Annotated in this window: 22 protein-coding genes; 11 read left to right on the plus strand and 11 right to left on the minus strand. The window is 70.0% G+C overall.

The features are described 5' to 3' along the window. Positions 1 to 5: 5 nt before the first annotated feature. The 7 genes from U7230_RS02435 to U7230_RS02465 are packed head-to-tail and all read left to right on the plus strand — an operon-like array spanning position 6 to position 7,677. Complete coding sequence (locus U7230_RS02435) at positions 6 to 1,940, plus strand: chemotaxis protein CheA (protein WP_324717160.1); 1,935 nt, start codon at positions 6 to 8, stop codon at positions 1,938 to 1,940. A gap of 32 nt (positions 1,941 to 1,972) precedes the next feature. Then, entirely contained in the window at positions 1,973 to 2,338 is a 366-nt protein-coding gene (locus tag U7230_RS02440; RefSeq protein WP_324717161.1) for a response regulator, read from the plus strand. Between the two features lie 9 nt (positions 2,339 to 2,347). Next, entirely contained in the window at positions 2,348 to 3,025 is a 678-nt protein-coding gene (locus U7230_RS02445) for a chemotaxis protein CheC (RefSeq protein ID WP_324717162.1), read from the plus strand. Next, positions 3,022 to 3,522, plus strand: coding sequence for a chemotaxis protein CheD (locus tag U7230_RS02450; protein ID WP_324717163.1), 501 nt, complete (start codon positions 3,022 to 3,024; stop codon positions 3,520 to 3,522). The genes U7230_RS02445 and U7230_RS02450 overlap by 4 nt, the downstream gene beginning before the upstream one ends. Positions 3,523 to 3,535: 13 nt before the next feature. Beyond that, a complete protein-coding gene (gene cheB / locus U7230_RS02455; protein WP_324717164.1) occupies positions 3,536 to 4,663 on the plus strand; it encodes a chemotaxis-specific protein-glutamate methyltransferase CheB in 1,128 nt (375 codons plus the stop codon). A 3-nt stretch (positions 4,664 to 4,666) separates the two neighbouring features. Further along, entirely contained in the window at positions 4,667 to 6,751 is a 2,085-nt protein-coding gene (locus U7230_RS02460; protein WP_324717165.1) for a FapA family protein, read from the plus strand. Beyond that, positions 6,748 to 7,677, plus strand: a complete 930-nt coding sequence (locus U7230_RS02465; RefSeq protein ID WP_324717166.1) for a CheR family methyltransferase — start codon at positions 6,748 to 6,750, stop codon at positions 7,675 to 7,677. The genes U7230_RS02460 and U7230_RS02465 overlap by 4 nt, the downstream gene beginning before the upstream one ends. Here the strand turns inward: U7230_RS02465 and U7230_RS02470 are convergent. Beyond that, entirely contained in the window at positions 7,674 to 9,119 is a 1,446-nt protein-coding gene (locus U7230_RS02470; protein WP_324717167.1) for an ArsB/NhaD family transporter, read from the minus strand. The genes U7230_RS02465 and U7230_RS02470 overlap by 4 nt on opposite strands. Positions 9,120 to 9,221: 102 nt before the next feature. Here U7230_RS02470 and U7230_RS02475 point away from each other — a divergent pair, with 102 nt between their 5' ends. Together U7230_RS02475 and U7230_RS02480 are read left to right on the plus strand one after the other, a co-directional pair. Next, positions 9,222 to 9,881, plus strand: coding sequence for a DNA-3-methyladenine glycosylase (locus tag U7230_RS02475; protein WP_324717168.1), 660 nt, complete (start codon positions 9,222 to 9,224; stop codon positions 9,879 to 9,881). 101 nt (positions 9,882 to 9,982) lie between these two features. Then, entirely contained in the window at positions 9,983 to 10,417 is a 435-nt protein-coding gene (locus tag U7230_RS02480) for a flagellar protein FlaG (RefSeq protein ID WP_324717169.1), read from the plus strand. Positions 10,418 to 10,426: 9 nt separating this feature from the next. On the opposite strand, the gene U7230_RS02485 is transcribed toward U7230_RS02480, so the two are convergent. Further along, on the minus strand, positions 10,427 to 11,506 hold the full coding sequence (locus U7230_RS02485) for a glycoside hydrolase family 130 protein (RefSeq protein WP_324717170.1): 1,080 nt from the start codon (positions 11,504 to 11,506) through the stop codon (positions 10,427 to 10,429). Positions 11,507 to 11,811: 305 nt separating this feature from the next. Between U7230_RS02485 and U7230_RS02490 the strand changes: the two genes are divergently transcribed. Together U7230_RS02490 and U7230_RS02495 are read left to right on the plus strand one after the other, a co-directional pair. Further along, the gene (locus U7230_RS02490; protein WP_324717171.1) at positions 11,812 to 12,132 is read left to right on the plus strand and encodes an RNA recognition motif domain-containing protein; all 321 of its coding nucleotides are present in this window, start codon (positions 11,812 to 11,814) and stop codon (positions 12,130 to 12,132) included. Between the two features lie 118 nt (positions 12,133 to 12,250). Next, entirely contained in the window at positions 12,251 to 14,161 is a 1,911-nt protein-coding gene (locus U7230_RS02495) for a histidine kinase (protein ID WP_324717172.1), read from the plus strand. On the opposite strand, the gene U7230_RS02500 is transcribed toward U7230_RS02495, so the two are convergent. From U7230_RS02500 to U7230_RS02540, 9 genes are all read right to left on the minus strand, one after another. Beyond that, positions 14,145 to 15,017 carry a YitT family protein gene (locus U7230_RS02500; protein WP_324717173.1) on the minus strand — a complete coding sequence of 291 codons (873 nt, stop codon included), beginning with the start codon at positions 15,015 to 15,017 and terminating at the stop codon, positions 14,145 to 14,147. The genes U7230_RS02495 and U7230_RS02500 overlap by 17 nt on opposite strands. Positions 15,018 to 15,053: 36 nt before the next feature. Continuing rightward, positions 15,054 to 16,256, minus strand: coding sequence for a flavodoxin-dependent (E)-4-hydroxy-3-methylbut-2-enyl-diphosphate synthase (ispG, locus tag U7230_RS02505; protein WP_404980619.1), 1,203 nt, complete (start codon positions 16,254 to 16,256; stop codon positions 15,054 to 15,056). Between the two features lie 268 nt (positions 16,257 to 16,524). Beyond that, positions 16,525 to 17,385: a carbohydrate ABC transporter permease gene (locus tag U7230_RS02510; RefSeq protein WP_324717175.1), complete on the minus strand. Its 861-nt coding sequence runs from the start codon at positions 17,383 to 17,385 to the stop codon at positions 16,525 to 16,527. Further along, positions 17,382 to 18,335 carry a carbohydrate ABC transporter permease gene (locus tag U7230_RS02515; RefSeq protein ID WP_324717176.1) on the minus strand — a complete coding sequence of 318 codons (954 nt, stop codon included), beginning with the start codon at positions 18,333 to 18,335 and terminating at the stop codon, positions 17,382 to 17,384. Before U7230_RS02515 ends, U7230_RS02510 begins: the two co-directional genes overlap by 4 nt. Beyond that, positions 18,322 to 19,386, minus strand: a complete 1,065-nt coding sequence (locus U7230_RS02520; RefSeq protein ID WP_324717177.1) for an ABC transporter ATP-binding protein — start codon at positions 19,384 to 19,386, stop codon at positions 18,322 to 18,324. Before U7230_RS02520 ends, U7230_RS02515 begins: the two co-directional genes overlap by 14 nt. Before the next feature lie 67 nt (positions 19,387 to 19,453). Continuing rightward, positions 19,454 to 20,908, minus strand: coding sequence for an ABC transporter substrate-binding protein (locus U7230_RS02525; RefSeq protein WP_324717178.1), 1,455 nt, complete (start codon positions 20,906 to 20,908; stop codon positions 19,454 to 19,456). Between the two features lie 84 nt (positions 20,909 to 20,992). Beyond that, a complete protein-coding gene (locus tag U7230_RS02530; protein WP_324717179.1) occupies positions 20,993 to 21,808 on the minus strand; it encodes a site-specific DNA-methyltransferase in 816 nt (271 codons plus the stop codon). A 198-nt stretch (positions 21,809 to 22,006) separates the two neighbouring features. Further along, positions 22,007 to 24,730 (minus strand): alpha-mannosidase, encoded by a 2,724-nt coding sequence (locus U7230_RS02535; protein WP_324717180.1) that lies wholly within the window; start codon positions 24,728 to 24,730, stop codon positions 22,007 to 22,009. A gap of 33 nt (positions 24,731 to 24,763) precedes the next feature. Further along, positions 24,764 to 25,813: a LacI family DNA-binding transcriptional regulator gene (locus U7230_RS02540; protein WP_324717181.1), complete on the minus strand. Its 1,050-nt coding sequence runs from the start codon at positions 25,811 to 25,813 to the stop codon at positions 24,764 to 24,766. Positions 25,814 to 25,831 lie beyond the last annotated feature (18 nt).

Raw genomic sequence — 25,831 nt, forward strand, 5'->3', positions numbered from 1 at the left:
GGACGATGGCGGCCGAAAACTCCGAGGAGATGCGGGCGCTCTTCGTCGACGAGGCGAGGGAGCGCGTGCAAGCCCTCAACGAAGGGTTGCTGCAGTACGAAGGGGGCTCGGCCGACGACCCGTCGGTGCTGCAGGAGATCTTCCGGGCCGTGCACACCATCAAGGGCATGGCAGGCACGATGGGGTACGAGCCGATGGTCGAGCTCTCCCACGCCCTGGAATCCGTCTTTGACGAGCTCAGGTCGGCTCCGTCGGCGCGCCCGCCCGAGGAGACCTTCGACCTGCTCTTCTCGGCCGCTTCGGCGCTCGAGACGATGGTCGAGACCGTGGCGAGCGGGGGCAACCTCGACGCTCCCGATCCCTCCTGGCAGGCGCTCACGCAGGCGCTGCGGCAGGCGAGCCGGTCAGGGGGCACCGCGGTGCCGTCTTCTGCGGCCCGGGCGGCCGCGGAGGTAGGCCACACCGCCGTCCCGGCGGGCACGACGCTGTACTCCGTCGAGGTCAGGCTGGATCCCCACTGCTCGTGGAAAGGCCCGCGGGCCTACACGGTGCTGCGGGCGCTCGAGGCGTTCGGCCCGATCGTGTCCACGCAGCCGCCGCGCCAGGCGCTGGAGGCAGAACAGTTCGACGACCGGTTCGTCGTGCTGCTGGCCACCCACGAGCCGCGCTCGCGCGTCGAGGCGGCCGCGCTGGGCGTGAGCGAAGTGCGGGCGGCCGTGGTGACCGAGGTGCCGGCGTCGACCAACGGCAGCGCGTCCTCTGCGATCCGGCTGACCAAGTCGCCGGGCGCTGCTTTGTCCCCGGAGTCGACGGTGCGCGTGGAGACCGCGCGGCTCGACGCGCTCGTCGAGCTCGTCGGCGAACTGGTCGTGAGCGCGAGCCAGATCGAGGATCGTTACCAGCAGGGCCAGATGCCCGAGGAATCTCACGTGGACAAGCTAGGCCGGGTGACGGCCGACTTGCAGCACGCCGTCATGAGGCTGCGGATGGTGCCGCTTCGCCAGGTGTTCAGCCGCTTCCCTCGCTCGGTGCGGGACCTGGCCCGAGCTCTGGGCAAGCAGGTGGAGTTCATCGTCGAGGGAGAAGAGACGGAGCTCGACCGCTCCATCGTCAATGCCATCGGGGAGCCGCTGCTCCACCTCATCCGCAACGCGGTGGACCACGGCATCGAACCTCCCGAGGAACGCCGCAAGGCCGGGAAGCCGGCTTCGGGGAGGATCCGCCTTTCGGCCCGGCACGAGGGTAACGGCGTGATCGTGGAGCTGGAGGACGACGGAGCCGGCATCGACGTGGAACGCATCCGGCGCAAGGCCATCGACTCTGGCCGGCTTTCCGCCCAGGAGGCGGCCTCCATGCCGGCCGAGCAGCTCATCCAGCTCATCTTCGAGCCCGGCTTCAGCACGGCCAAGCAGGTGACGGACGTCTCCGGCAGGGGCGTCGGGATGGACGCGGCCAAGGCGGTCATCGAGTCGCTGGGAGGGCGGCTGGTGGTCGAGACCCGGCGCGGGTACGGCACCCGCTGCATCGTGCGGCTGCCGCTGACGCTGGCCATCATCCGGGCCCTCCTGGTGGAGGCCGGCGGCCAGCTCTTGGGGCTTCCCAGCGAGGCGGTCCAGAGCATCGAAAGCGTCGACGACTCCCACACGGAGACGGTGCGCGGGCAGCGGGTCTTGCGCTACCGGGATCGGCTGGTGCCGCTGGTCTCCCTCCAGGAGAAGTTGGATTTGCCCCCATCGGATGACGATAAGAAGAGTAGGCTGGCGGTCGTGCTCAGCACCGGCAGCCGCTACGTGGCGCTCTTGCTGCCGCGGGTGGTGGGCTTGCAGGATCTGGTGATCCGTTCGCTGGGCGGCTACCTGAAGGTGCCGGGAGTGGCGGGCGCGGCCATCCTGGGAAGCGGCCGCATTGCCCTCATCCTGGACCCGCTGTGGCTGGTGTAAATGCGCGTGCGGACGAGGAGGGCAGGCTTCCGGTGGGTGCCAAGCGGATTTTGATTACCGACGACACCGCCTTCATGCGGGTGACGCTACGGCGGGTGCTGGAGAGCAACGGATTCGAGGTGGTCGGCGAGGCCGAGGACGGCATGGACGCGGTGCAAAAGTACGTCGAGCTCAAGCCCGACGTGGTGACCATGGACATCACCATGCCCAAGATGGACGGCATCACCGCCATCCGTAAGATCATGGAGATCGATCCCCAGGCTCGCATCATCGTGTGCAGCGCGATGGGCCAGAAGCCGATGGTCATCGAGGCGCTCAACGCGGGCGCCAAGGACTTCCTGGTCAAACCGTTCCAGCCGCAACGGGTCCTGGAAGCCATTCAGAAGGTAGGGGGGTAAGCAGGGCTCTTGTCGCAGCGATCATCCGGGGGTGGGTTATCGGACCTTGAAAAGGATGCGCTGGCGGAGCTCGGCACCATCGGGGCAGGGGGTGCGACGACCGCGCTCTCCCAGATGCTGGGGGATCGGCTCGTCCGCATGAGCTCCCCGAGGGTGGAGGTCGTGCCGCTGGCCCACCTCCCCGAGCGCGTGGGTCCTGCCGACGAACTGGCCGCGGCGGTATACGTGCGCCTGGACGGCGACCTGAAGGGGTCCATGGCGCTGGTGATCCCGGAGGCTGCGGCTCGGTCGCTGCTGCTGGCCATTCTGCCCGAGGATCTTCCAGGCGCTTCGGCGACCATTCGCGAGGACGTCCCCATGGGCGAGCGCACCCCTGGCGACATGGCGGCGTCGGCGCTCATGGAGGTCGGCAACATCGTGGTGAGCGCGTACCTCAACGCGATGAGCGAGATCACCGGGCTGAAGCTGGTGCCGTCGGTCCCTTCGGTGGCGACCGACATGGTGTACGCCCTCATTGCCTCGATCCTGGCGGAGTCCCCGCCGACCGACGACCAGGTGCTCACCATCGACACCCACTTCGAGACTGAAGGGGCCAGCGTCGGAGGCGAGATGATCTTCCTCCCCGCCGAGGGGCACCTGACTCGTCTCCTCGACGCCCTCGGCGTGACGGGCGAGGAATCTTCGTGACGGACGTTGCCGGCTCGCTCGGGCTCATCGTGCGCATCGGCGAGATCGAGGTGGCCCGCTTCACCGGCGTACTGATGGCGCTCGGCCTGGGATCCTGCGTGGGCGTGGCCCTCTACGACCCCTCGACCCGGGTGGCCGGACTCGCACACGTCTTCCTGCCCTCCAGCCCCAACGGCCACCTGCACGGGGAGCCGCCGGCCCGCTTCGCCGATACCGGAGTCGAGGCCCTCGTGCGGCGGATGGAAGAGGCGGGGGCCGTCCGCCGCCGCCTGGTGGCTCGCATCGCCGGCGGGGCCCAGCTCTTCTTGCGCAGCGAGGGAGCGGGGCTCGACGTCGGCCGCCGCAACGTGCAGGCGGTGCGCGAGGCGCTCGCGCGGCTGGCCATCCCCATCGCCGGGGAGGACGTGGGGGGCCACCGGGGCCGGAGCATCCGGCTCTTCGTGGAGACCGGCCGGGTCCTGGTCAGCACCCTGGGCCTGGGCGCCCGGGAAATCTGAGGGGCTGGCAGCGTTGGCGGATCAGGCGGGGCGGAGGGGCAGGGCAGGCCTGCGCTCTCCCGGGGGCCGGCAAGTCCGGGTGGCGGTCGTGGACGACTCGCCGTTCATGCGAGCCTACCTGGCCCGGCTGCTCGAGCAAAGCGGCCGCTTCGAGGTGGTCGCCGCCGTGGGCACGGGCGAGGCGCTGCTCGACCTCCTGGGATCAGGGCTGAGCGTCGACGTCGTCACGCTCGACGTGGAGATGCCCGGGATGGGTGGCCTCGAGTGCTTGCGGCGCGTGATGCGCCTGCACCCGACCCCGGTGGTCATGCTCTCCGCCCACACGACCCGCTCGAGTGCCGTCACCCTGGAGGCCCTTTCCGCAGGCGCGGTCGACTTCGTCCCGAAGCCGGAGCGGCCGGTGACGGCCGGCTCGACCTTCCTGGAAGACCTCGTGGTCCGGCTGGAGCAGGCGGCGCGCGCTCCGGCCCGGACACTCCAGGAGCTCGCGGCCCGCACGCTGCCCGCCGGCAAGGCGGCCGGACAGCGGGAGGAGCGATCACCGCAAGCCCGCCGGCCGGCGCAGCGGGTCATCGCCATCGGAGCGTCGACGGGCGGGCCGCGGACGCTGGAGATCGTCATGGCGGGACTCGACCCCGGCCTGCCCGCGGCCGTGCTGATTACCCAGCACATGCCGCCGGGGTTCACCGCATCGCTCGCCCGGCGCCTGGACGGCCTGGGCCTCCTTCCCGTCCACGAGGCGTGGGAAGGGGCGCCTCTGCAGGAAGGGGTGGCGTACGTGGCCCCCGGGGGGCTGCACCTGACGGTGGACGAGGACCGGCACGTTCACCTGGACGACGGGCCGCCGGTGCACCACGTGCGCCCGGCGGTGGACGTGATGTTGGAGTCGGTGGCCGCCCGCTTCGGGGAGGAGTCGCTGGCGGTCATCCTCACGGGCATGGGTTCCGATGGGGCCCGTGGGGCGCGAGCCATCAAGGCGGCAGGGGGAGCCTGCATCGTGCAGGAGGAGGGGAGTTGCGTCGTGGCCGGCATGCCGGGTTCGGTGTTGCGGGCGGGGCTGGCCGACGGAGCGTACCCGCCCGAACGGATCGCCAAGGAGATGCTCCGCTGGGCACTGCAACGTGAACGAAGGGAGTGCTGACGTGTGCGCGAGTTACCGTCCCATCCCTCGCCCCCTTCCTCCGAAGGCTCTTCCCATCGTGAACCACCTGCGCCCGACCCCGGCTCCATTCGCCTCGACGACATCCTGACCCCGGAGGAACGCCAGCGGCTGGCCCGTCCCGCGGGCACTCCCTCGCAGGGAACGGCGCCTGCCTCTTCCCGGCCGCCGGAGCAAGGCACCGGTCCCGCTCAGGGTGGCCCGGCGCCGGCGGCCGCATCCGGAGGGGGGGCCGGCACGCAGCTCGCCCGGCCGACGCTGGTGGAGATCGTGGGGGGCGCCTTGCGCGTGCTGCCGGGCGACCCTGACGGGGCGCGCCCGGTGATCGAACCGGGCCCGCACGTCTCGGTGCGCGTCAACGGCAAGCCGGTGACCGGACCGTACCGCCTGGATCCGTCGGACGTGGTGGAGGTGCAGCCCGACGTCACTCCTCCCCAGGCATCCGTGACGGTGCAGGTCTCGCAGGACCTGATGCAGGCGCACCTGATCATCCAGCGCTCGCCCGGCGTCCGCTACCGGCTGGACGACGTGGCGCCGACGTTGCACCTGCGCCTGGAGGGCCGGCCCGCCGAGGAAGAGCCCCCGCCCCCGGTGACCCTGGCCGAAGTGGAAGAGGCTCTGCGCAAGGCCTCGGTGCGCTTCGGGATCGACGGCCAGGCCATCCAGCGTGCCCTTGCCGAGCCGCCGGGCGAGCCCGTGCTCGTCGCCCGTGGCGAGCCGGCCGTCGAACCGGTGGACGGCAAGGTCGAGCTCAAGTTCGAGGAGCGCTCGCGTGCGAGCGTCAACTTGCAGGCCGAGCGCATCGACCTGTTCGACCGGGGCGCCATCACCTGGGTGGAGCCGGAGACGGTCCTGGCGGTCATCACGCTCCCCCAGGAGGGGCGCCCGGGCACCAACGTTCTGGGCCGCACGGTGCCGGTGCGCCGGGCCAAGGCCGCCGCGATCAAGGCCGGCAAGGGGTGCCGGGCGTCGGAGGACGGCACGCGCATCGTCGCCACGCAGGCGGGCCGGCCGCAGCTGTCGGGCTCCGTCATCTCCGTGGTGCCGGTCTACGAGGTGCAGGGCAACGTGGACGTGGCGACGGGGCATGTGCGCTTCGCCGGGGACGTCCACGTGCGGGGCGACGTGATGGAAAACCTCGAGGTGACCGCCGGCGGCGAGGTGCGCGTCGGCGGGCTCGTCAGCTACGCGAAGATCCTGGCGGGCGGCGGCGTGAGCGTCGGCCGCTCCATCATCGGCAGCCGGATTCGGGCAGGTGGACCGGAGGCGGCGGCTCACGAGGTGCTTCCCGTCTGCACGGCCGTTGCCCGGCAGCTCGACGAAGTGCTGGAAAACGTCCGCCAGCTGAGCGCCCAGGCGACGGCGACCGGCATCCGGGTGCCCGAGGGCGAGCTGCTCAAGCGCCTGCTCGAGCGCCGGTTCTGGGACCTGCCCAAACAGGCGCGCAAGCTCGCGAAGATGGGGGAGCGCCTGGAGGCGATCCGGGCGGGAGGCCATCGCCTTGCCGAACGCACGGCGGCTCTGCTCGTGGGTACCGGGCCCTTGCGGGTGTCGGGCCTCCAGGAGCTGGCGGAGATCAGCGCCGAGCTGCAGGAGATCGTGGCGACGCTGGACGGCTCCGAGGCGCGCCAGGCCAACGTGGAGGCGTTCAGTGTGCAAAACTCCCACATCGAGTGTAACGGCCGCATCGTCGTGCGGGGTTCGGGATGTTTCAACTCGGTGATGGTGGCGGCGCTCGGCTTCGAGGCTCGCCGCGGTGTCGTGCGAGGCGGGCAGGTGACCGTCACGGAAGGCGACGTGGTGGTGCGGGAGCTCGGGGGGCCGACCGGCGTACCGACCACCGTCACGGTGGTGCGGCGCGGCAAGGTGACGGCGGCCGTGGTGCATCCCCACGTCACCATCAGTATCGGCGGGCAGAAGCACCAGTTCCACGACGGGGCGCGCTCGCTTCGGGCTTCTCTTTCCCATGACGGGAAGCTGGTCGTGGACCACCTGCGCGCCGATCCCGAGCAGGGGCCACGCCCGAGGGTCGGGCTGGGCCCCGTGAGCGAGCCACCCGAGGGGGAGTGAGCTTCACGCTGTCGCACGGGGAGTTGCCGCCTGCGCCGGAGCCGGGCACGGGCGCCGGCACCGCTCCGGCCGCCGGGGAGAGGGCATCCGGGGCCTCCGCTCTCGGCACGCTGGAGTTCCAGCACTTCAAGCGGAGGCTTCTGGCCATCGCCGGGTTCGACCTGGAGCAGTACAAAGGAGAGCAGATGGAACGGCGTACCCGGCAGTGGATGCAGCGCATGGGCATCCCGACGATGGCCGCCCTGGCCCGCCAGCTCGGGCAGGACGCGTCGCTGCGCCGCGAGTTCCTTGATTACCTCACGATCAACACGTCCCAGTTTTTCCGGGACCCGTCGACCTTCGAGGCGCTGCGCCGCCGGGTGCTGCCGGGGCTGCTGCATGCGACCGGCCGCCTGCGCATCTGGAGCGCCGGCTGCAGTATCGGCGCCGAGCCCTACACGATCGCCATCATCCTGGACGAGATGGGACAGGGCGCCGGCCACTACCTGCTGGGCACGGACATCGACGACGACGCCCTGGAGCGGGCCAGGGCCGGGGAGTACCATGACCTCCACCTGACGACCGTGCCGGTGGAGACGAAGCGCCGCTACTTCCGCCCCACGGGCCCCGGCCGCTGGAGCCTCGATCCTGGGATCCGGGAGCGGGTCTGGTTTCGCCACCACGACCTGCTGCGGGACCCGTTGCCGGCAGGCTTTCACCTGGTGCTGTGCCGGCACCTGCTCATCTACCTCACCCAACCGTCGCAAGCCGCGCTCATCCGGCGGCTCGCCGGCTCCCTCATGCCGGGGGGCTTCCTGGTGGTCGGGGGCCCCGAGCAGATCTCCCTGCCCGCCGAATACGGCCTGGAGCGCGTGGAGCACTCCATCTACCGCCGCAAGCCCGCCGACGCCCCACCTGCTCCCGGTCCGTCGTCCGCCCGCCCTTAGCGGGTCAGCAAGGGCAGCTGCAGCCACAACAAGAGCGTCGCCAGTGCCAGCGACGGGATGGACGTCAGCGCGCCCGGCCAGAACCACTCCATGAACCCGACGCTGCGCCGCTCGTGGCGCTCCAGGAGCCCCAGCACGACGATGTTGGCCGTGCTGCCGATGAGGGTCAGGTTGCCCAGGATGGTACCGCCGAAGAGCATCCCCCACCACAGCGGAGCCACCTGGATACCCTGGGAGGCCAGGTCGCCCACGATGGGGATGAAGCTCGCGACGGCCAGCACGTTGTCCATGACCGAGGTGAGGGCCCCGATGCTCCAGGTGATGGTGATGAGCAGCGGCGTGAGCGCACCCCCGGTGAGGCGGACCATCCCCTGTGCGATGTGCTCGGTGACGCCCGCGTAGCGCAAGGTGCCGGCCGAAGCGAACAGCAGCAGGAAGAAGGCCAGGGTCCACCAGTCGACCCGGCGCTCCACCAGCTCCCGAGCCCGGTGACGCTCGACGAACAGCACGATGCCGGCCGCAGCCAGCGCCACCCCGACCAGCATAGTGTTGGTGCCGAGGTGGAGCCAGTGTTCGATCTGCTTGTGCAGGATCAGGCCGGCCACTGTCCCGAGGAACAAGAGCGACGGGAAGAGCAAGCTGCCCCTTCGCTCGTGAGCTCCCTCACCGCCCTCGCCGTCGGAGCCGCTCGCCTCGGCCGCTGCGGCCGGCTCCTCGGCCTCGCCCCGGGTCGCTGCCCCCGCCAGGCCCTCCCGGTGGATGGCCACGTGGAGATCGTGCATGTGGCGCCGGTAGTAGAGGAAGCTCAGCGCGATGGTGAGGAGCAGGGCAGCCAGGGCAATGGGCGTGGCCCACCGCAGGAAGTCGGGAAAGGTCAGGCCCGCTCGTAAGGCGATCAAGACGCCGATAGGATTGCCGACCACGGTGGCGGAGCTGCCGATGTTGGTGGCGAAGACGGTCATGATGATGTACGGGACGGGGTCGAGGTGGAAGCGCCGGGCGATGCGAATCACGATCGCCGACATGAACAGGATGGACGTGACCTCGTCGACCAGGGCCGCCGAGACGAACGCCATCAGCATGATGGCGCCCATCAAGGTGTAGGCAGAGCCGCCGACGTACGGCAGCGCCTTCTCCACCGCCGCCTCGAAGAAGTGCCGCTCCTCGAGGAACCCGATGACCGTCATCATGCCGATCAAGAACAGGATGACGTCGAGGCTGGCGAACTCAATGAGGTGGGGGATGTCGACCAGCCGGGCGGCGAGCAGGATCGCCACGCCGACGAAGGCGAACGCGAGGCGAAACGGCCAGTAGAGCAGGGTGCCCACAATGAAGGCGGCAAAGACGGTCACCGATAACACCTGAGATGGGGTAAAGCCGGTTTGCCACGTGACGAGGGCGACCGCGCCCACGAGAGCGAAAAACGCCGCGACGCGCTGCATGGAGGCCTGTCTCCTTCCGTGATGGAGGCGCAGCACGCAAAAACCCTCGGAAATCGCCCCGGTCAGCAAGAACCGAGCCCAGGATACCCGTCGCTTTCAGGCGTGTCAACCTTCGGAAGCGAGAGCCTGGAAGACCCTGGCGGTTCGCTACGCCCCATCGAGCGGGCCTTTTTCGACCGCCCCACGCTGATCGTGGCACGGGAGCTGTTGGGGCACGTACTCGTTCACCGCACGCCGGAGGGTCTCACGGCGGGCCGGGTGGTCGAGGCGGAGGCGTACCTCGGGCCCAACGACCCGGCGAGCCACGCCTATCGCCGCACCGCACGCAGCCGGGTCATGTGGGGCCGGCCCGGCACGGCGTACGTCTACTTCACCTACGGCAACCACTTCTGCATCAACGTGGTCACCGAGACGGAAGGCGTGGCCGGCGCCGTGCTGATCCGGGCGCTCGAGCCCGTCGCCGGCCTCGACCTCATGCGGAGCCGGCGAGGGGTCGGCGACCCGCGGGAGCTGTGCTCGGGGCCCGGTAAGCTCACCGTCGCCATGGGTATCACCGGGGCCCACAACGGCTGGGACCTGACCCGTGAGCCTCTCTACCTGGCCTGGGGGGCCTTACGCGAAGGCGAGACGGTCGGCATCTCTCCCCGCATCGGGATTCGCAGGGCGGCCGACTGGCCCTGGCGCTTTTTCGTCGAAGGCTCTCCGTTCGTCTCCCGTTCGCCCCGCAAGAGCCGGGCACCCCGTGCCTCCTGGCGACCATAGCGGCTCAAGAGCAGCCGAGCGGGCGCCGATCCGGGAGAGAGAAGCCGCGTCCGCCTCTGGGGGTCGGTGGGTATCCTCGACGAGTGCGGGGTAGAGAGACCATGATGCTACTCAGTCCGCTGGCGAGCGTGGATGCGTGGCGGCTCGAGAGCAATGGGCCGGCCCCCATCGTACGTTCCGGCTCCGCCGACGGCTCCCTCCCGCTGCCGGCCGATCAGCCAGGGGGCGCCGTCGCCCCGGGCGCCGGCGCGCCGGGGCGCCTCCAGGGCGGCGACGAGCCGGGTGGCGGCAACGAAGAGGACGGGCGGCTCTCCCGGCGGCTGGTCGGCGCCACCACCGAGCTGCTCAACCGCATGCTGGAAGAGGCCCGGCGGCAGCTGCGGTTTCATGTCCACGAGGCGACCGGCCGGATCTGGGTCCAGGTGATCAACCCCGAGAGCCAGGAGGTCGTCAAAGAGATCCCGCCGGAAAAGTACCTCGACATGGTTGCCCGGATCTGGCAGCTGGTCGGCCTGCTGGTCGACGAGCGAGCCTGAGACCGGTGCTTACGCGGCGGTCACGGCCCCGACCGGCTCGAGGGAGCCCAACAGCTCGTCGACCGTGGTGACCGCGACGCCCAGCGTGGAGTCGGCGGCCCCGTAGTAGACCAGCACCTCGCCGGTCGGTCGCTGCACGGCCCCGCACGAAAAGACCACGGCGCCGAAGAAGCCGGCGCGCTCGTACGGCTCGAGCGGGGTCATGATCGGCTCGCGGGAGCGCCCCAGCAACCGGTGCGGCTGCTCCCGGTCCAGCAGGGCGGTGCCCAGGCAGTACCGGTGCCCCACGGCGCCGTGGTAGATCTCGAGCCACCCCTGCGGTGTCTCGATCGGCACGGCCCCACCCCCGATGCGGCCGCCGTCCCAGAGCCCCGGCCGGATGCCGAAAAGACGGCGATGGTCGCCCCAGTGCACCAGATCCGGCGAGTAAGCGACCCAGATGTCGGGGTCGCCGAACATCGGGCTCGTGGGCCGGTGCAGGGCCACGAAGCGATCGCCCGCCCGTCCGGGGAAGAGGACCACGTCTTTGTTCTCGGGCGCGAAGATGACGCCCATCCGCTCGAAGGTGCGGAAGTCGGCCGTCCGGATCAGCGACACCGTCACCCCCCACGGGGACGGCGACGTGTAGGCCACGTAGTACTGCCCCTCGATGAGGGTGATGCGCGGGTCCTCCATGCCGTACACCTCGTACGGCGTGGCCGGCACCAGGGTCGGCTGGGGATCGACCTCGAAGTGGAAGCCGTCCCGGCTCCGGGCCAGGCGCAGGTGCGACAGGTTGCTGAGGTAGCGCCGGCCGCGATAGACGATCCCACGGGGATCGGAGATGTCCAGATCGGGATCGTCGCGGGCGATCCACTGCACGTCGATGCGCGGCGACGCGCCGGAGAGCTGGACGGTCGGGATGCCTACGTGCTGGCCATCGCTCGAGACCGGCCGCTCCGCCACCCGGACCAGCAACACGACCTCGTCCCCTACCATGGTGGCTCCCGCATTGAACGTCCCGACCACCTCCAGGTCGGGGTGGGAGGGCATCACCTTGTCCGGCGACAGGATAGGATTGTGCTCGTAGCGCTTCAATTCCAGCGTCACCGCGCAACGTCCTTTCCCGGGGCCCGTACCGGGCGCACTCCCCGTGCTAGCGTAGGGATTGGGTGCAAGCCGATCAAGGTTCGAACGCTCCCAGGATACGCGCTATGAGGGGCATTTTCCTGCCGGCTCCTGCGCTGTTCCACCTATTGCATTTCCCGGGTGCCCGGCGTATAGTGCGAGTGGATCGCGGTGAGTGTTGGTCCGCGGCAGGCGCCGCTTGCAGGCTCCGGTCCCGCGCAACCTCCGTGCGATTACACTAGGGGATCCGGTTGAGGGGCCGGATTCTGCAAGAGGAGACTGTTTGGATGGCTAAGACCCTCTTTTTCGGCAACCTGCCGTGGTCTGTGACGAGCGAGGAGCTCACCCGCCTGATCTCGGAGCACGCGGAGGTCATTTCTGCACGGGTCATCACCGATCGAGAGACCGGTCGCTCTCGGGGCTTCGGCTTCGTCGAGGTCCCTGACGAGGTCGCCGAGTCGATCATCGAGACCTTCAACGGCTATGACCTCAACGGCCGGCAGCTGACGGTCAACGAGGCGCAGCCCCGCCCCGAGCGCGGGGACAACGGCGGCGGTCGCGGTGGCCGCTTCGGCGGCGATCGGCGCGGCCCGCGCCGCAGCTTCTGACAGCGCAGAGCAAGACAGGGAGAGGCCCGGAGCGGTGACTCCGGGCCTCTTGCGTCGGTAGGCGGCACGTCGGCGGCGCTCTCTCCCGAGCGAGGCGCCCGAGCGGAGACTGCGTCGGTTGGGCCTCAGCGGCAAGATCCTGATGTCAGTGGCCGTGGTGGTGCTGGTGGTGGGCGGCACGGCAGCCACGACCGTCGTCCACCTGCAACGGGCGGCGGGCGTGCGCCAGGTGGAGCTGGCCGCCCAGACCCTCACCTCCGTCATCTATCACGGCCTGGAAAGCTCCATGATCCGTAACAACCCGCACGAGACGCAGGAAATCGTCCGCCACCTGCGGGGAGAGCCGATGGTGCGCCGCGTCGACATCTTCACCACCGACGGGCGGATCTGGTCCTCGTCGGAGCCGGCCGACGTCGGCGGCGAGAGGTCGCGCCCCGAGCTGGAGCTGGCGTTGCGCCGCGGCGAGCCGGTGGTGCGGGAGCTGCCTTCGACGGGTGAGCTCCTGGCCCTTCAGCCGATCTTCAACCGGGCGTCGTGCGCCCCGTGCCACTCCGGGGATCCTCCGATCCTGGGGGCGGTCTCGGTCTCGCTGGATACCCGCCGCCTCTCGTCCCAGGTCGCTTCGAGCGCCCTCTGGATGGCAGGGTTGATGGCTCTTTCGGTGGCGCTGGCGCTGGCGATCCTCGGCCTGCTCGTGGGGCGCTTCCTGCTCAAGCCCCTCGCCATCCTGGTGACGGGTGTCCAGCAGCTGGCGTCGGGCCGTTACGAGGCCCGCGTGCAGTGGCAAAGCCGCGACGAGCTCGGCATCCTGGCGGCCGCCTTCAACGACATGGCGGAGCGTATCCAGCGGTACACGGCGGGCTTGCAGCGGGAGATCGGGCGCCTGACCCGGTGGCTGTCCAATTTGCGCCTCTTCGGCCGCACTCTGGCCGAGGGACAGCGCCTCGACGCGGCCCTCTCCGAGGTGGTGGAAGAGACGGCGCGCCTGGTGCGGGCGGATGCGTGCCGCATCGCCCTGCACGACGCTCCGGCCGGCAGCCGGCGCGTCTACGCGTGGGGTGCCGAGGAGCTGCTGGCTTCCGCGACCGAGCCCCGCCCGCTCGAAACCGGCCGGCCGGCGCCGGGCGCCGTCGATCACCCTGTCTGCCGTGCCGAGCTGCCGCTGGCCGTCAAAGAGCGGCGCGTCGGCGTGCTGCTGGCCGTTCGTCGGGGCGGCAACCCCTTCTCTCCGGAAGACCTCACCATGCTCGAGGCGGTTGCGAGCCTGGTGGCCATCGCCGTCGAGAACGTGCGCCTCTTCGACGAGGTGCGCGAGAAGGAACGCCTGCGAGGCCAGCTGCTCGGCCGGGTCATGGGCGCCCAGGAGGACGAGCGCCGCCGCATTGCACGCGAGCTGCACGACGGCGTCGGCCAGGCGCTGACGGCGCTCATGCTGCACCTCGACATGGCGCTGCAGTCCGGCGAAGAGGTGCCCCAAGGAACGCGCCAGGCTCTGGAAAGGCTCCGGGAAGTGGGCGAGGCGACCCTCGACGAGGTTCGGCGCATCACCTACGACCTGCGCCCCGCGGCCCTGGACGACCTGAGCCTGGCCGCCGCGGTGGTGTGGTTCGCCCGCAGCCGTCTGGAGCCGGCCGGGATCGCCGTCGACGCCGTGGTCGACGCCTGCCCCGAGCGGCGGCTGCCGCCGGCCGCCGAGACGGCGGTCTTCCGCATCGCCCAGGAGGCGCTGACCAACGTCCTGCGCCACTCGGGCGCCCGGCACGTGCGGGTGCGCCTCAGCTGTCCGGAGGGGCAGCCCCTGGAGCTGGTGGTCGAGGACGACGGCCGGGGCTTCGACCTCCAGGAGGTCCTGGGGCGCCGGGACCGCCCTGCCCTGGGCCTGGCCGGCATGCGGGAGCGGGCAGAGCTCCTGGGCGGCACGCTTTCGATCACAACCGCCCCGGGCAAGGGTACCCGGCTCGAAGTGCGCATCGATCCCGCCGTGCTCGCCCGCCTCCCCGAGGACGGCCCCGTCACGGAAGGCGAGTGAACCCCTCGCCCAGCACCTCGGCCGCTTCGTGCATCACCATGAAGGCGGCCTCGTCTTCCTCGTGCACGATCGCCCGGAGCCTCGGCACTTGATCCCGGCTGACGACGCAGAGGACGACGGGCCGTTCCACGCCGGTGTAGGCTCCCCGGGCCTCGAGGAGCGTCGCTCCCCGCTCGAGTTCGGTGAGGATGCGGGCGGCGATGGCCGCGTGCCGGTCGGAGACGATCATGACGGCCCTGGCAGCGTACTGGCCTTCGAGGATGAAGTCGACGATCCGGCTCGTGAGGAAGAGGGTGACGGCGGCGTACAGCGCCTGCTCCGGCCCGAAGCTGACGGCCGCGGCCGCCAGCACCAAGAGGTCGAAGTACAGGATGATCTGGCCGACCCGCGCGCGGGTCTTGCGGGCCACGATCCGGGCAAACGTGTCGTTGCCGCCGGTGGATCCGCCGGCTCGCAGCACGATTCCGAGGCCGATGCCCTGCACGGCTCCCGCGTACAGGGTGGCCAGCAGCACGTCGTGGGTCAACGGCGCGATCGTGCGCGTCAGTTGGATGAAAAAGCCGAGGCTCGCCACACCGAAGAAAGTGCGGGCGATGAAGGCGAGGCCCAGCACCCGCCAGCCGGCGAGGAAGATGGGGACGTTGAGGGCGAGCACGAGCGGGGCGACGGGCAGGCCGAGCCGGTGGTGCAGGATGACCGCAATGCCCACGATCCCGCCGTCCGCCAGCTTGAAGGGGACCAGGAAAAGGTTGACCGCCAGGGCGGTAATGAGCGAGCCCAACGCGATCTGCGCCCAGGGCAACAGGCGCGCACCCAGCTCCCTGGCGCGTCGCCCCCGCCCGACCTTGGCTGCCACGTCCGTTTGCTCCTCGATCGACGCCCGCCGTGCCGTTCAGCCGGAAGGAAGACCGGCCGGCCCTGGCCGCCGGGGCTGGGCACCGTAGCGCTGCTCCACGTAGCGTTGCAGGATCGCCAGGAAATCGTCCACGAGGCGCTCGCCGCGCAGGGTGGTCACCAGGCGGCCGTCCACGTAGACCGGCGCGGCGGGCTCTTCGAAGGTGCCCGGCAGGGAGATGCCGACGTCGGCGTGGCGGCTCTCGCCGGGGCCGTTGACCACGCAACCCATGACGGCCACCCGCAAGGTCTCGACCCCCGGGTAGCGCCGGCGCCACTGGGGCATGCGCCGCTGGATGTGCTCCGTGACCGCCTGGGCCATTTCCTGGAAGAAGGTGCTCGAGGTGCGCCCGCAGCCGGGGCAGGCGCTCACCTGAGGGGTGAAGGTACGCAAGCCCAGCGACTGCAGGACCTGCTGAGCCACGCGCACCTCTTCGCTCCTCGGCTCGCCCGGCCGCGGGGTGAGGGAGACCCGGATGGTGTCGCCGATGCCTTCCCAGAGGAGGATCGCGAGTGCCGCCGAGCTGGCCACGATCCCCTTGGTGCCCATCCCCGCCTCGGTGAGCCCCAGGTGGAGCGGGTAATCGCAGGATGCCGCCAGCTTGCGATAGACCGTCACGAGCTCCGGCACGCTGGAGACCTTGGCGCTGAGCACGATCCGGTCGTGCGCAAGCCCGTACGACTCCGCGGCCCGCGCCGAGGAGAGCGCGCTCTCGACCATCGCCGCGAGCACCACGTCCTGCGCCGAACGCGGCTTGGGGAGCCGGGCGTTTTCGTCCATCAGCCGCGCCAGCAGCTGCTTGTCCAACGAGCCCCAGTTGACGCCGATGCGCACCGGCTTGCCCCAGCGGATGGCCTGCTCGACGATGGTGCGGAAATGGTCGTCCTGGGCCGCCCCTGGCCCGACGTTGCCCGGGTTGATCCGATACTTGTCCAGGGCTCGGGCACAATCCGGGTAGCGGGTGAGCAGCAGGTGCCCGTTGTAGTGGAAGTCACCCACGATCGGGGTCTCGTAGCCCGCCTCCCGGACTTTCTCGACGATGTGCGGGACGGCGCGAGCAGCCTCCTCGTGGTTGACCGTGACGCGCACCAGCTCGCTGCCCGCCTCCGCCAGCTCCATGACCTGGCGGGCCGTCGCCTCGACGTCGGCGGTCTCCGTGTTGGTCATGGATTGCACCACGACCGGGTGACCGCCGCCCATCACGACGTTGCCGACGCGGACCGGCACCGACCGCCTGCGCGCGCAAGGCCCCTCGCCCGCGTGTCCCGTGGTCTTGTCAGACGTCGCCGGCACGGCCGTTGGTACCCCGCTCCCGCTCCTGCTCTTGGCCTGCGGCGCCGCCGGCGGCGCCGCGTCGAACCTCTCCCAGTGTAGCCAAGGCCGGCGGTGGGTGCAACGACCGGGACCGCTCCCGGCCTCCCGGCGCCTGCCGCGCTGCCCGGCTCCGCTCCCGCCCCTGCTCGCCCCGTCACCCCTTGACGGCGCCTGCCGTCAGACCTCCGATGAAGCGGTCCATGAACAGGTTGTAGACGATGGCGATGGGGACGCTGGCGAACAGCGCCGCCGCCATGAGCGAACCCCAGTAGTACACGTCGCCGCGCACCAGCGCCACGGGGACGCCCAGGCTCACGGTCATGCGGCCGACGGAGCTGATGAAGGTGAGGGCGTAGACGAACTCCTGCATCACCAGCGTGAAGGCGAAGATCACGGCCGTCAGCACGCCCGGCACCGAAAGCGGCAGCACCACCCGCACGATGCCACCCAGCCGGCTGTACCCGTCGATCATCGCCTGTTCTTCGAGATCTCGCGGGATGGTCCGGTAGAAGCCCATGAGGAGCCAGGTCGTGAACGGGATCGTGAAGGTGGGGTAGACCACCACCAGGGCCCACTGGGAGTTTTGCAGCCCCAGCAGGGAGATGACCCGGCTGAACGGGATGAACAGCAGCGTGGGGGGCACGAGGTAGGTCAGGAAGACCAGGATGCCGAGCCGCTCCCCCCAGGCCCCGACCAGGCGGGCGAGGCTGTACGCGGCCGGCACCGCCACGACGAGGGTGATGAGCACGACCAGCGCCCCGACCCAGACGGTGTTGGAAAGCCAGGTGACGTACGGGGTGGATTGAAACAATAGCCGCACGTGCTCCAGGGTCGGCGGGTCGTTGAAGATCCACGGGACGTGGCCGAGCTGCGTGGCGCCGACGTAGAGGTCCCGGTTTTGCTTGAAGGCCGTGATCAGCATCCAGTAAAACGGGAAGACGGCGAAGACCGTGAAGATCGTGATCCCGGAGTAAAGCCCGGCCCACGCGAGGCCCCGTATCATCCGCTTGCTCATGCTCCCACCTCGGCCCGGCGGGCCATCCTCAGCATCACCACGGCGCCCACCACGAGCACCGGGAACAGGAAAAGGGCGATGGCGGCCCCTTCCCCGAGGTTACCCCCCAGGATGCCCCGCTGGAACGCCAGGCTCGCCAGCACGTGGGTCGTGTTGTACGGCCCACCCCGGGTCAAGAGCCACACCACGCTCAAGTCGGTGAAGGTGAAGACGACGCCGAAGAGCACCACCACGGTCACGATGGGCAGCAGCATGGGGACCTCGACCTGGAACAGGCGACGCCAGAAGCCCGCCCCGTCGATGAGCGCGGCCTCCCGCACGTCCTGGGGAATGGCCGTCATCCCGGCGAGCAGCACCACCGTGCCGAACGGAAGCATGCGCCAGACGTGCACCGTGATGATGGCGATCATGGCCAGATCCGGCGTGCCGAGCCAGTACCACCACTGTCCCGGCCGCAACAGGTGGATCACGCTCGCCGTCCAGTTGATCACGCTGAAGGTAGAGTCGAAGATCCAGGTCCACGCCATGCTGGACAGCGCCACCGGCGCGGCCCACGGCAGCAGCATGAGAAAGCGCACGACCCGCCTGCCGGGAAACGCCACGGTGAGCAACAGCGCCTGGACGGTGGCCAGCACCAGCACCAGCGCCTGCGACACGAACGTGAAGAGGAACGTGTTGGCCACCGCCCTGTGAAACATGGGGTCGGCCAGCACCATCGCGAAGTTTCGCAAGCCCACCCACGACAGCGACAGGCTGCCGGCGGTGGCCGCGCTGAAGCTCAGGACGATGGCCAGGACGAACGGGACTCCCACCAGCAGGCTCACGTACAGCAGGGCGGGAGTGAGCATGAACCATCCCAGCACCCCCGCCTGGTCCGCCACGAAACGCCACCGCGCCCCCAGGCCGACGGCCTGGGGGGCGAGCTGTGCCACGTCTCTACGCGCGCCCATGCGGTTTCCTCATTCCCGTGGCCCGGTCAAAAAAGCGGAGGGCCCGTTTGGGGACGGCGAAAGGATACGCCTCGCCCTCGCGCACGTCGGCCGCCACCGAAATCGGAAGCCGCGCGATGACCCGCGGCGGCTCCGCCCGGTTGCCCCACTCCTCGAGCACGCCGTACAAGAGCCGGTCGGCCCCCAGATACTCGATGCGCCGCACCCTGAGCGAAAGCCGCAGGGCGTCGCCGTTGCCGGCGCCGGCGACCTGGCCGTTGGCCACGCCTGCAGGAAGGAAGTGCTCCGGGCGGAACCCGAGCAGCGTCTCGTCATCCCATGGGACGAGGTTCATCGGGGGGGAGCCGAGGAAGGTGGCGACGAACGTGTCCGCCGGATCGTCGTAGACCTCTTGCGGCGTGCCGACCTGGCGGACCTTGCCGGCGTTCATCACCGCGATCCGGTCGCCGAGGCCCATCGCCTCCACCTGGTCGTGGGTGACGTAGATGGTGGTCGTGCCGATCTGGCGCTGGAACTGCTTGAGTTCGTCGCGGGCCGTGGCCCGTAGCTTGGCGTCCAGGTTGGAGAGGGGTTCGTCCAGCAGGAAGACCTCCGGGTCCCGCACCACCGCCCGGGCCAGAGCCACCCGCTGGCGCTCGCCGCCCGAGAGCTGGCGAGGGCGCCGGTCGAGCAACCCCCCGATGCCGAACATCCGGGCCGCCTCCTGTACCCTCGGGGCGATGGCGGCCGCCGGGGTGCGGCGGGCCTGCAAGGGAAAGGCGATGTTGGCGAAGGCGCTCTTGTGCGGGTACAGGGCGTAGCTCTGGAAGACCATGGCCACGCCTCGGGCTCTCGGCGGCACGTCCGGGTCGACCAGTTGCCCTGCGATGTAGATCTCTCCGGCCGTCGGCGCCTCGAGCCCCGCGATCATCCGCATCAGGGTGGTCTTGCCACACCCCGATGGCCCCAGCAGCACCAGCAGCTCTCCGTCCTCGATGGCGAGGTCGACGCCGTCGACCGCCGTCACGCCACCGAACTCCTTGCGCAACCCCCGTGTCTCCACACGCCCCATGCCCTCGCCTCTACCTTTCCAGGCCGCCGCGGGCGGCCCGCCTCGCCCGCCCGCGGCAACCCCCGACTCAGGCTACGAGCCCCCGCTGGCGCCACTTGGCGAAGATCTCCTTGGCCCGCCGGTCCGCCTCTTTGACCGCGTCGGCCACGTTCATCTGCCCGGTGGCCGCCTTGGCGAACATGTCCGGCAACACGAAAGTGTCGAAGATCTCGCCGATCGCCGGGTTGGCCGGGCCGGGATGCCCGACGTTGGTGGACCACTTCAGGGCCGTCTTGATGGGAGCGAGCTTGTTGGCCGGCTTCGACCCGAACGGGTCGTTGTCGCAGACCGACTCGATCCACCGCTGGCCGGCCGCCGGCTTTTGCGCCACGGGCGTGCCCGGGTCGGCGACGCTTCCGGGGAAGGAGGGGAAGTTGTAGAGCTTGCTCGCCATGACGGCGTCGCGATAGTTGTCGACCAGCGCGAGCAAGAACTCCTTGGCCAGCTCCTGGGCCCTGGAGAACTTCCAGACGACGTAGACGCCCATCACGTGCTCGCTCGCCCATTGCAGCCCGGTAGGCCCCTTGAGGGCGTCGACGAAGAACGTGTCGTCGGCGACGGGCAGCTTGTTGTCCTGGGCGGTACGGTACGCGGAGATGGAGTTGAGGATGTAGGCCGTCTGGCCGGCGTTGAACGCCTGGTTGTTGGACGAGGCGTTCCAGCTCAGCACGGCCGGGCTCATGGCCTCCCGGAAGAGGCGGACGCCGAATGCGACCGCCTGTACGGTCTCGGGGGAATCGAGCACCACCTTGCCGTTCTTGTCCTGGACCGAGGCGCCGAACGACCACATGATGGCCCGGGTGGCCATGTTGGAGTCGATGTCCTGGGAAAGGCCGATCCCGATGGGGATCTGGATGTTGGGAAACTTCTGCCGGATGGCCCGGCCGGCTTCGATGAGCTGTTCCCAGCGGTCCGGGCCGTCGGGCATGCCGATGGCCTGCCAGACCGACTTGAGGTAGTTGCCGGGATCTGGCACGTAGTTATCCGAAAAGCCGAACCACTTGCCCGTCACCGGGTTGTACGTGCTGCGCTTGGCGAGGTCCAGGATGGGTCCGTGGCGCTTCTCGGCTTCCCGGACGAGGTCCGCCATGTCCACGACCTCGGGCTCGAAGGCGGCCGGCGGGGAAATGAACATGAAAAGGTCATGGCCCTGCTGGGCGGCTACCTCGGCGTTGGCCCTGGGCACCAGGTCGGCGAAGGAGATGTGGTCGACGGTGACGTCGACCGGCGGGTCGTGCTTTTGGCCCCATTCCCTGGCCCACCGGTCGAACCAGGCGTCGTAGGCCGGCACGAAATGGCTCCACTGAAGGATCTTGAGGCTGCGCGCTGCCTGGGCGCTCGCACGGCGCACGAAGACGAACGGCCCGGCCGCCGCCGAAGCCAGCGCGCCGGCGGCCGCCCGGGTGATCAACGTGCGCCGGGTGAGCCCGCTGGAGGCCCGATCGGACGCGAAAAAGGCCGGACTGGTATCCTTGGGGTCCATGCTCGATCCCGCCCTCCCTGCCGTTTTTCTCAATAGTAACGGTGATAGCGATTACGGTCAAGGAAAGGGCTGGATCGGCGAACGTCAGGCCGGCCGTTCGTCCCCGGCGGTCCGCCGGGGCGGCTTTTGGAAGATGAGGACGAACTCGTGGGCCTTGTTGACCCGGAAGCGCCACGGATATCCCAGGGGCCGCATGTGGTTGTACTCGTGGCGACGGTCCCAGACGATCAGGTCGTCCCAGATGAAACCGATGGACTCCATCACACGGGCGAGGTCGGCGTGCAGGGGGTAGAAGCGGTCTTTCTTGCGCAGGTCCATGACCACGACGATGCAGTAGCGCCCGGCCTTGAGCGCAGCGTAGACGGCCGAGAAGACCTCCCGGAGCGCGCCCAGGAAGGCGTCATACTCCCGGATCTTGCCGAGGTCCGCCTCCGCCGCGCCGTAGTGGCGGATCGCCTTCCCGTCGGCCGTGCGCCGCTGCAGCAGGATGTCCCAGTAAGGCGGGGAGGTGACCACCAGGTCCACGCTTTCGTGGGCGACGTAGCGCAGCAGGTGGCGAGCGTCGTCGCAGTGGATGCGCCGCTCTCCGCCGGGGGGCTGCGCGCACGGCGGCCGCTGCCTGGCCACGGCGCAGTACTGCGGCGACAGCTCGATGCCGACCCCGACCTTGCCCAAGGCCTCTGCCGCCACGCACGTAGCGCCCGTGCCGGCGAACGGATCCAACACCACCCGATCTTCCCGGGTGGTGAACGCTTCGATGAGCCGCTGCACGAGCTGGACGGGGAACATGGCCGGGTGGCCCAGGCGCATCTCTTCGGGCGTCTTCTTGACGTCGCTCCAGATGCTGATGGAGTAGCGCTGCCACGTCCGGCCATCGAGGTCGTTGGCCCGCCGCTTCACGGTACCCGCGGTCGCCCCTTCTCGAACGCTGTCACCCCTTCAACCCTGTGAGAGTGATTCCTTCGTTGAACGGCGATCGCGTGATCCGGGAGGCGATACAAGCCATGGCTGCGATGTTAGTAAGCGATTTCAAGAAGTTGCTGTGATACCCGGAGGGCCCGGCGACCCCCCGGGGGCCTTCAAAACGGGAGCCTTGTGTCAGCGCACTGGGACGAGCCGGATGGTCACCACCTGCCCGGCCTTCACCGTGAGTTTCACACCGTCGGCCCTCGTCTCGAGGGTCTCCTCGGGCGTCTCGTCGAGGCGGGCCTTCCACGCCTCCTTCAGGGGGAAGCCCGCGACCACGCTCACCTCCGAAGGGGTGTCGAGGATGTTGGCCAGCCGCACGACCAGCGCCTGGCCGTCCTCAGAGCGTTTCACGGCCGAGACGTAGATGCTGGCCGGCTCCACCCGGAGCCCTTCCACACGGCCGGGCAGGTCCCGCTGCTCCGGCCGCAGCAAGGCCGGATCGCCGGCGATGGCGCGCACCTCCTCGGGCAACATCCCCAGCCGGGTGTCGGCCCGTACGGCCACGAGCGGGTGGTGGTAAGCCTCGGCCTCCTGCTGGAGGTCGGCCAGGTCCGTGAAGAGCTGGACGGCGTACTCCAGGCGGTGGTGCCCGATGAGCTGCGCATCCGGCGTGGCCATCGATGGGCCGGCTCCGTGAGGCCGGGTCAGCAGGCCCTCCCGCGAAAGGTACCCGACCGACCGCAGCAACGTGAGCGCCAGCGTGACGCCGCTCTTTCCCGGCACCGGCTCGTACTCGGGCAGCCCCCTGGAGAGCACCGCCAGCCCGCTGCCGTCCGTGCGGGCCACCGCTACCCACCGCCGGGCCAGGCCCGTCGGCACCGGCGGCTGGTGCCAGTCGGGATGGGGCGTGATCCCGGCCGGCCGCCGGAGCACCTCGAAGTGCCCGTCGACCAGCACCTCGGAGCTCTGGATGCCCGTTTCGAACCAGACCCGCAGGCGGTGGTCCCGGGCCCGGTTGTCGAGGTCGGTCACGAACTCCGCCCGCCGTTCACCGGCCTTCAGCGAGACCCGGGTGACGACCGGGCACGTCACCCGCTCCTCCGAACGGCTGCGCCCGTGGGGGGCAAGGCCGGCCGGGAGCTCGAGCTCCCACCGGAGCTCCATGGTCGCCCGCATCGGCCCTTGCTCGACCCACCGGAACGAGGGCACCACGCCCAGCGACCAGACCGTGGTGCTGTGGGCCGCCGGAGAGAAGTCGTACTCGTCGCCGGCGTCTTCGGTGTCCTCGAAGAAGTGGAGCGGGCCGTAGCGCCTCCCTGATCCTTTCTCCTCCAGGAAGAGCGTGCCGTCTCGCTCGACTCGCAGGCGTATCCGGTCGTTCTCCATCTGGCGGTCGCCCGTGACCCGCACGGAGCCCTCGTCGCCCGCCGCCACGGAGGTGGTGGCCCCCGGCTCGAGGTAGTACGTGGCGAACCCGCCGGCCGGCACCGCCACCTGGAAGGCCACGTCGAGCACACGGCGCGGGCGGGTGCGCCGGGGCTCCGCCCAGTACTCCTCCCGCTCGGCCAGCACCTGGGCCTCCTGGCGCCGCCCCTGTGCGTCCACGACCGACGGCGGGCGGAGGGTGCCGGCTTCTCCGTCGGGGCCGGAGGCGAACGGCACTGCCGCCACCAGCACCTCACGGCGCTCGACGAGCGACGGGTTGAAGACGACCAGCGCCGGCCCCGGGCGCTCGAGCCGCACCCGCTCCGCGATCGCCCGCAGCGACTCGCGGGCCACGATGCGGCCGATCTGCTCGGCCTGGTCGAAGCGATAGACCATCTCCCGGTGGACCTGGTCGACGCTCGACCCGCAGATGTCGTCGTGGGGGTGGTTCTTGAGCAGCCAGCGCCACGCCACCTCGAGCTCCCTCGCGGGGTAAGCGCTCCCGTACAGCCACGCCATCGACGCGGCCGGCTCGGCCAGGCGCTCCAGCAGCTGCTGCACCGCCCAGTTGCGCTGCTTGAGCGGCATGCGGCTCGAGTAGACACTTTGCAGGATGGGGCTGTACCGCCCCCGGTTGAACTCGCCTCGGAGCGTGGGAAGCTCCGGCCTCCGCTCCCGCACCGCCGCGAAGTACTCCTCGATGGTGGCGTGCCGCGCATCGTACCCCTGCGCCCGCAGCCGCTCCACCACCTCCGGGATCTCCGGCTGCGGGAGGGTGTGGTCGGTGCCGTTGAGCAGCAGCACGGCGTCGGCCGCTGCGTGTCGCCGCAGCGCCTCGATCACCTCGACGGCCTGCCGCACCGCGAGCTCCGGGTCGAAGCGCAGCGGCCGCACCTCGCCCCAGCGCATGGGGTAGCCGATCTGCGAGGCGTTGCCGTAGCCCAGGCGCAAGAACGACGCCAGCACCCGGGATCCGTCCGGCGCCTCCCACCAAAACTCGTTGGGGATTCGCTCCCCCTCGTCGCCGAACCCCCGCCAGAACAGGGTCGTCTCGATCCCGAAGCCCCGCAGGATCTGGGGCAGCTGGCCGATGTGGCCGAAGGAGTCAGGGTTGTACCCGTGGAGCATGGCCCGGCCGCCCAGCTGCCGGGCGAGCCGGGTGCCGATGAGCAGGTTGCGCACCAGCGCCTCCGGGCTCACCAGGTACTCGTCGGGCAACACGTACCAGGGCCCCACCTGGAGCCGGCCGCTCTCCACCAGCCGCCGGACGTCCGCCTCCCGCTCCGGGCGGATCTCCAGGTAGTCCTCCAGGGTGACGCTCTGCCCGTCGAGCATGAACGCCTCGTAACCCGGCCGGTGCTCGAGCAGGTCCAGGACCTGATCGACCAGCTCCACCAACGACCAGCGGAACTCCTGGAACGGCACGTACCAGGCGCGATCCCAATGGGTCGTCGAGACGATGAACACGCGAGTCTGGCTCGGCGCCAACGGAAGCTCCCCTCCCTTGCTCTCCCTGCACGCTCATCGCACGGCTGCTGCCGACTGGCGAACGACCAGGCGCGCCTGCACCCGGATTTGCCGGGGCGGCCCGCCCCGGAGCATGTCCAGCATGAGTTGGGCTGCGTGGCGCCCGATGCTCACCACGTCTTGCTCGACGTAGGTGAGGGGCACCTGGATCGCGGAGACCTCCCGCACGTCGTCGAAGGCGACGAGGGAGAGGTCCCCGGGGATCTCCAACCCCAAGCGGCGTGCGGCGACCACCGTTCCGACCGTGGCGTTGTGGTTGTAAGTCACGAGGGCGGTGATCGCCTGAGCGCGGCGCAAGAGGCGCAGCGCTGCCTCAGCGCCCGCCTCGTAGCTGTCGGCGACGAGGCTTTCGAGATGGCTCTCGTCGTAGGCGAGCCCGGCCTCGGCCATCGCCCGGCGGAAGCCCTGCAGGCGCTCCCTCACCGAGGAGACGGCCGGGCCCGTCAGGTATCCGATGCTCCGGTGGCCGAGGGAGATCAGGTACATGGCCACCTCGTAGGCCGCCGTCTCGTTGTCGGTGCAGACGACCCCGGCTCCCGGCACCTCCAGGTAGCGGTCGACGAAGACCACCGGCACTCCCATCTCCTGCACCTGGCGCGTGGTCGCCTGTACCAGGTCGTCCCGTCCCCGTACCAGGAGGTCGCTGGTCGGCACGAAGAAGACCCCGTCCGAACTGCCGCGGATCAAGCGGAGCTTTTCCAGCTGCCGCTCGGCGTCCTCGGACGAGGTATGGATCTGCAGGGCGATGCCGGCCCGCTCCAGCTCCTCGTTGACCACGCTCATCATGTCGGAGACGGGTGGCCCGGACAGGCCGGGCACCAGGGCGGAGAGCATGCCGGTCGCACCGTTTTTGAGGCCTCGGGCGATCAGGTTGGGGGTGTACCCCAGCCGATCGGCCGCCGCGAGCACGGCCGCTCGAGTCTGGGGCGCCACCCGGCCCACGTTGCGAAGCGCGCGGGAAACCGTGGCATGGGAGACGCGTGCCGCTAGAGCGACGTCTTTGAGGCTCGGGTGCCTTCGCGGGGAGCGACGGTTGGTGTACACGTCTGCACACGTCTTCCT

Source organism: Limnochorda sp. L945t, from assembly GCF_035593305.1.
In the GTDB taxonomy this organism is placed as follows: Bacteria; Bacillota; Limnochordia; order Limnochordales; family Geochordaceae; genus Carboxydichorda; species Carboxydichorda subterranea.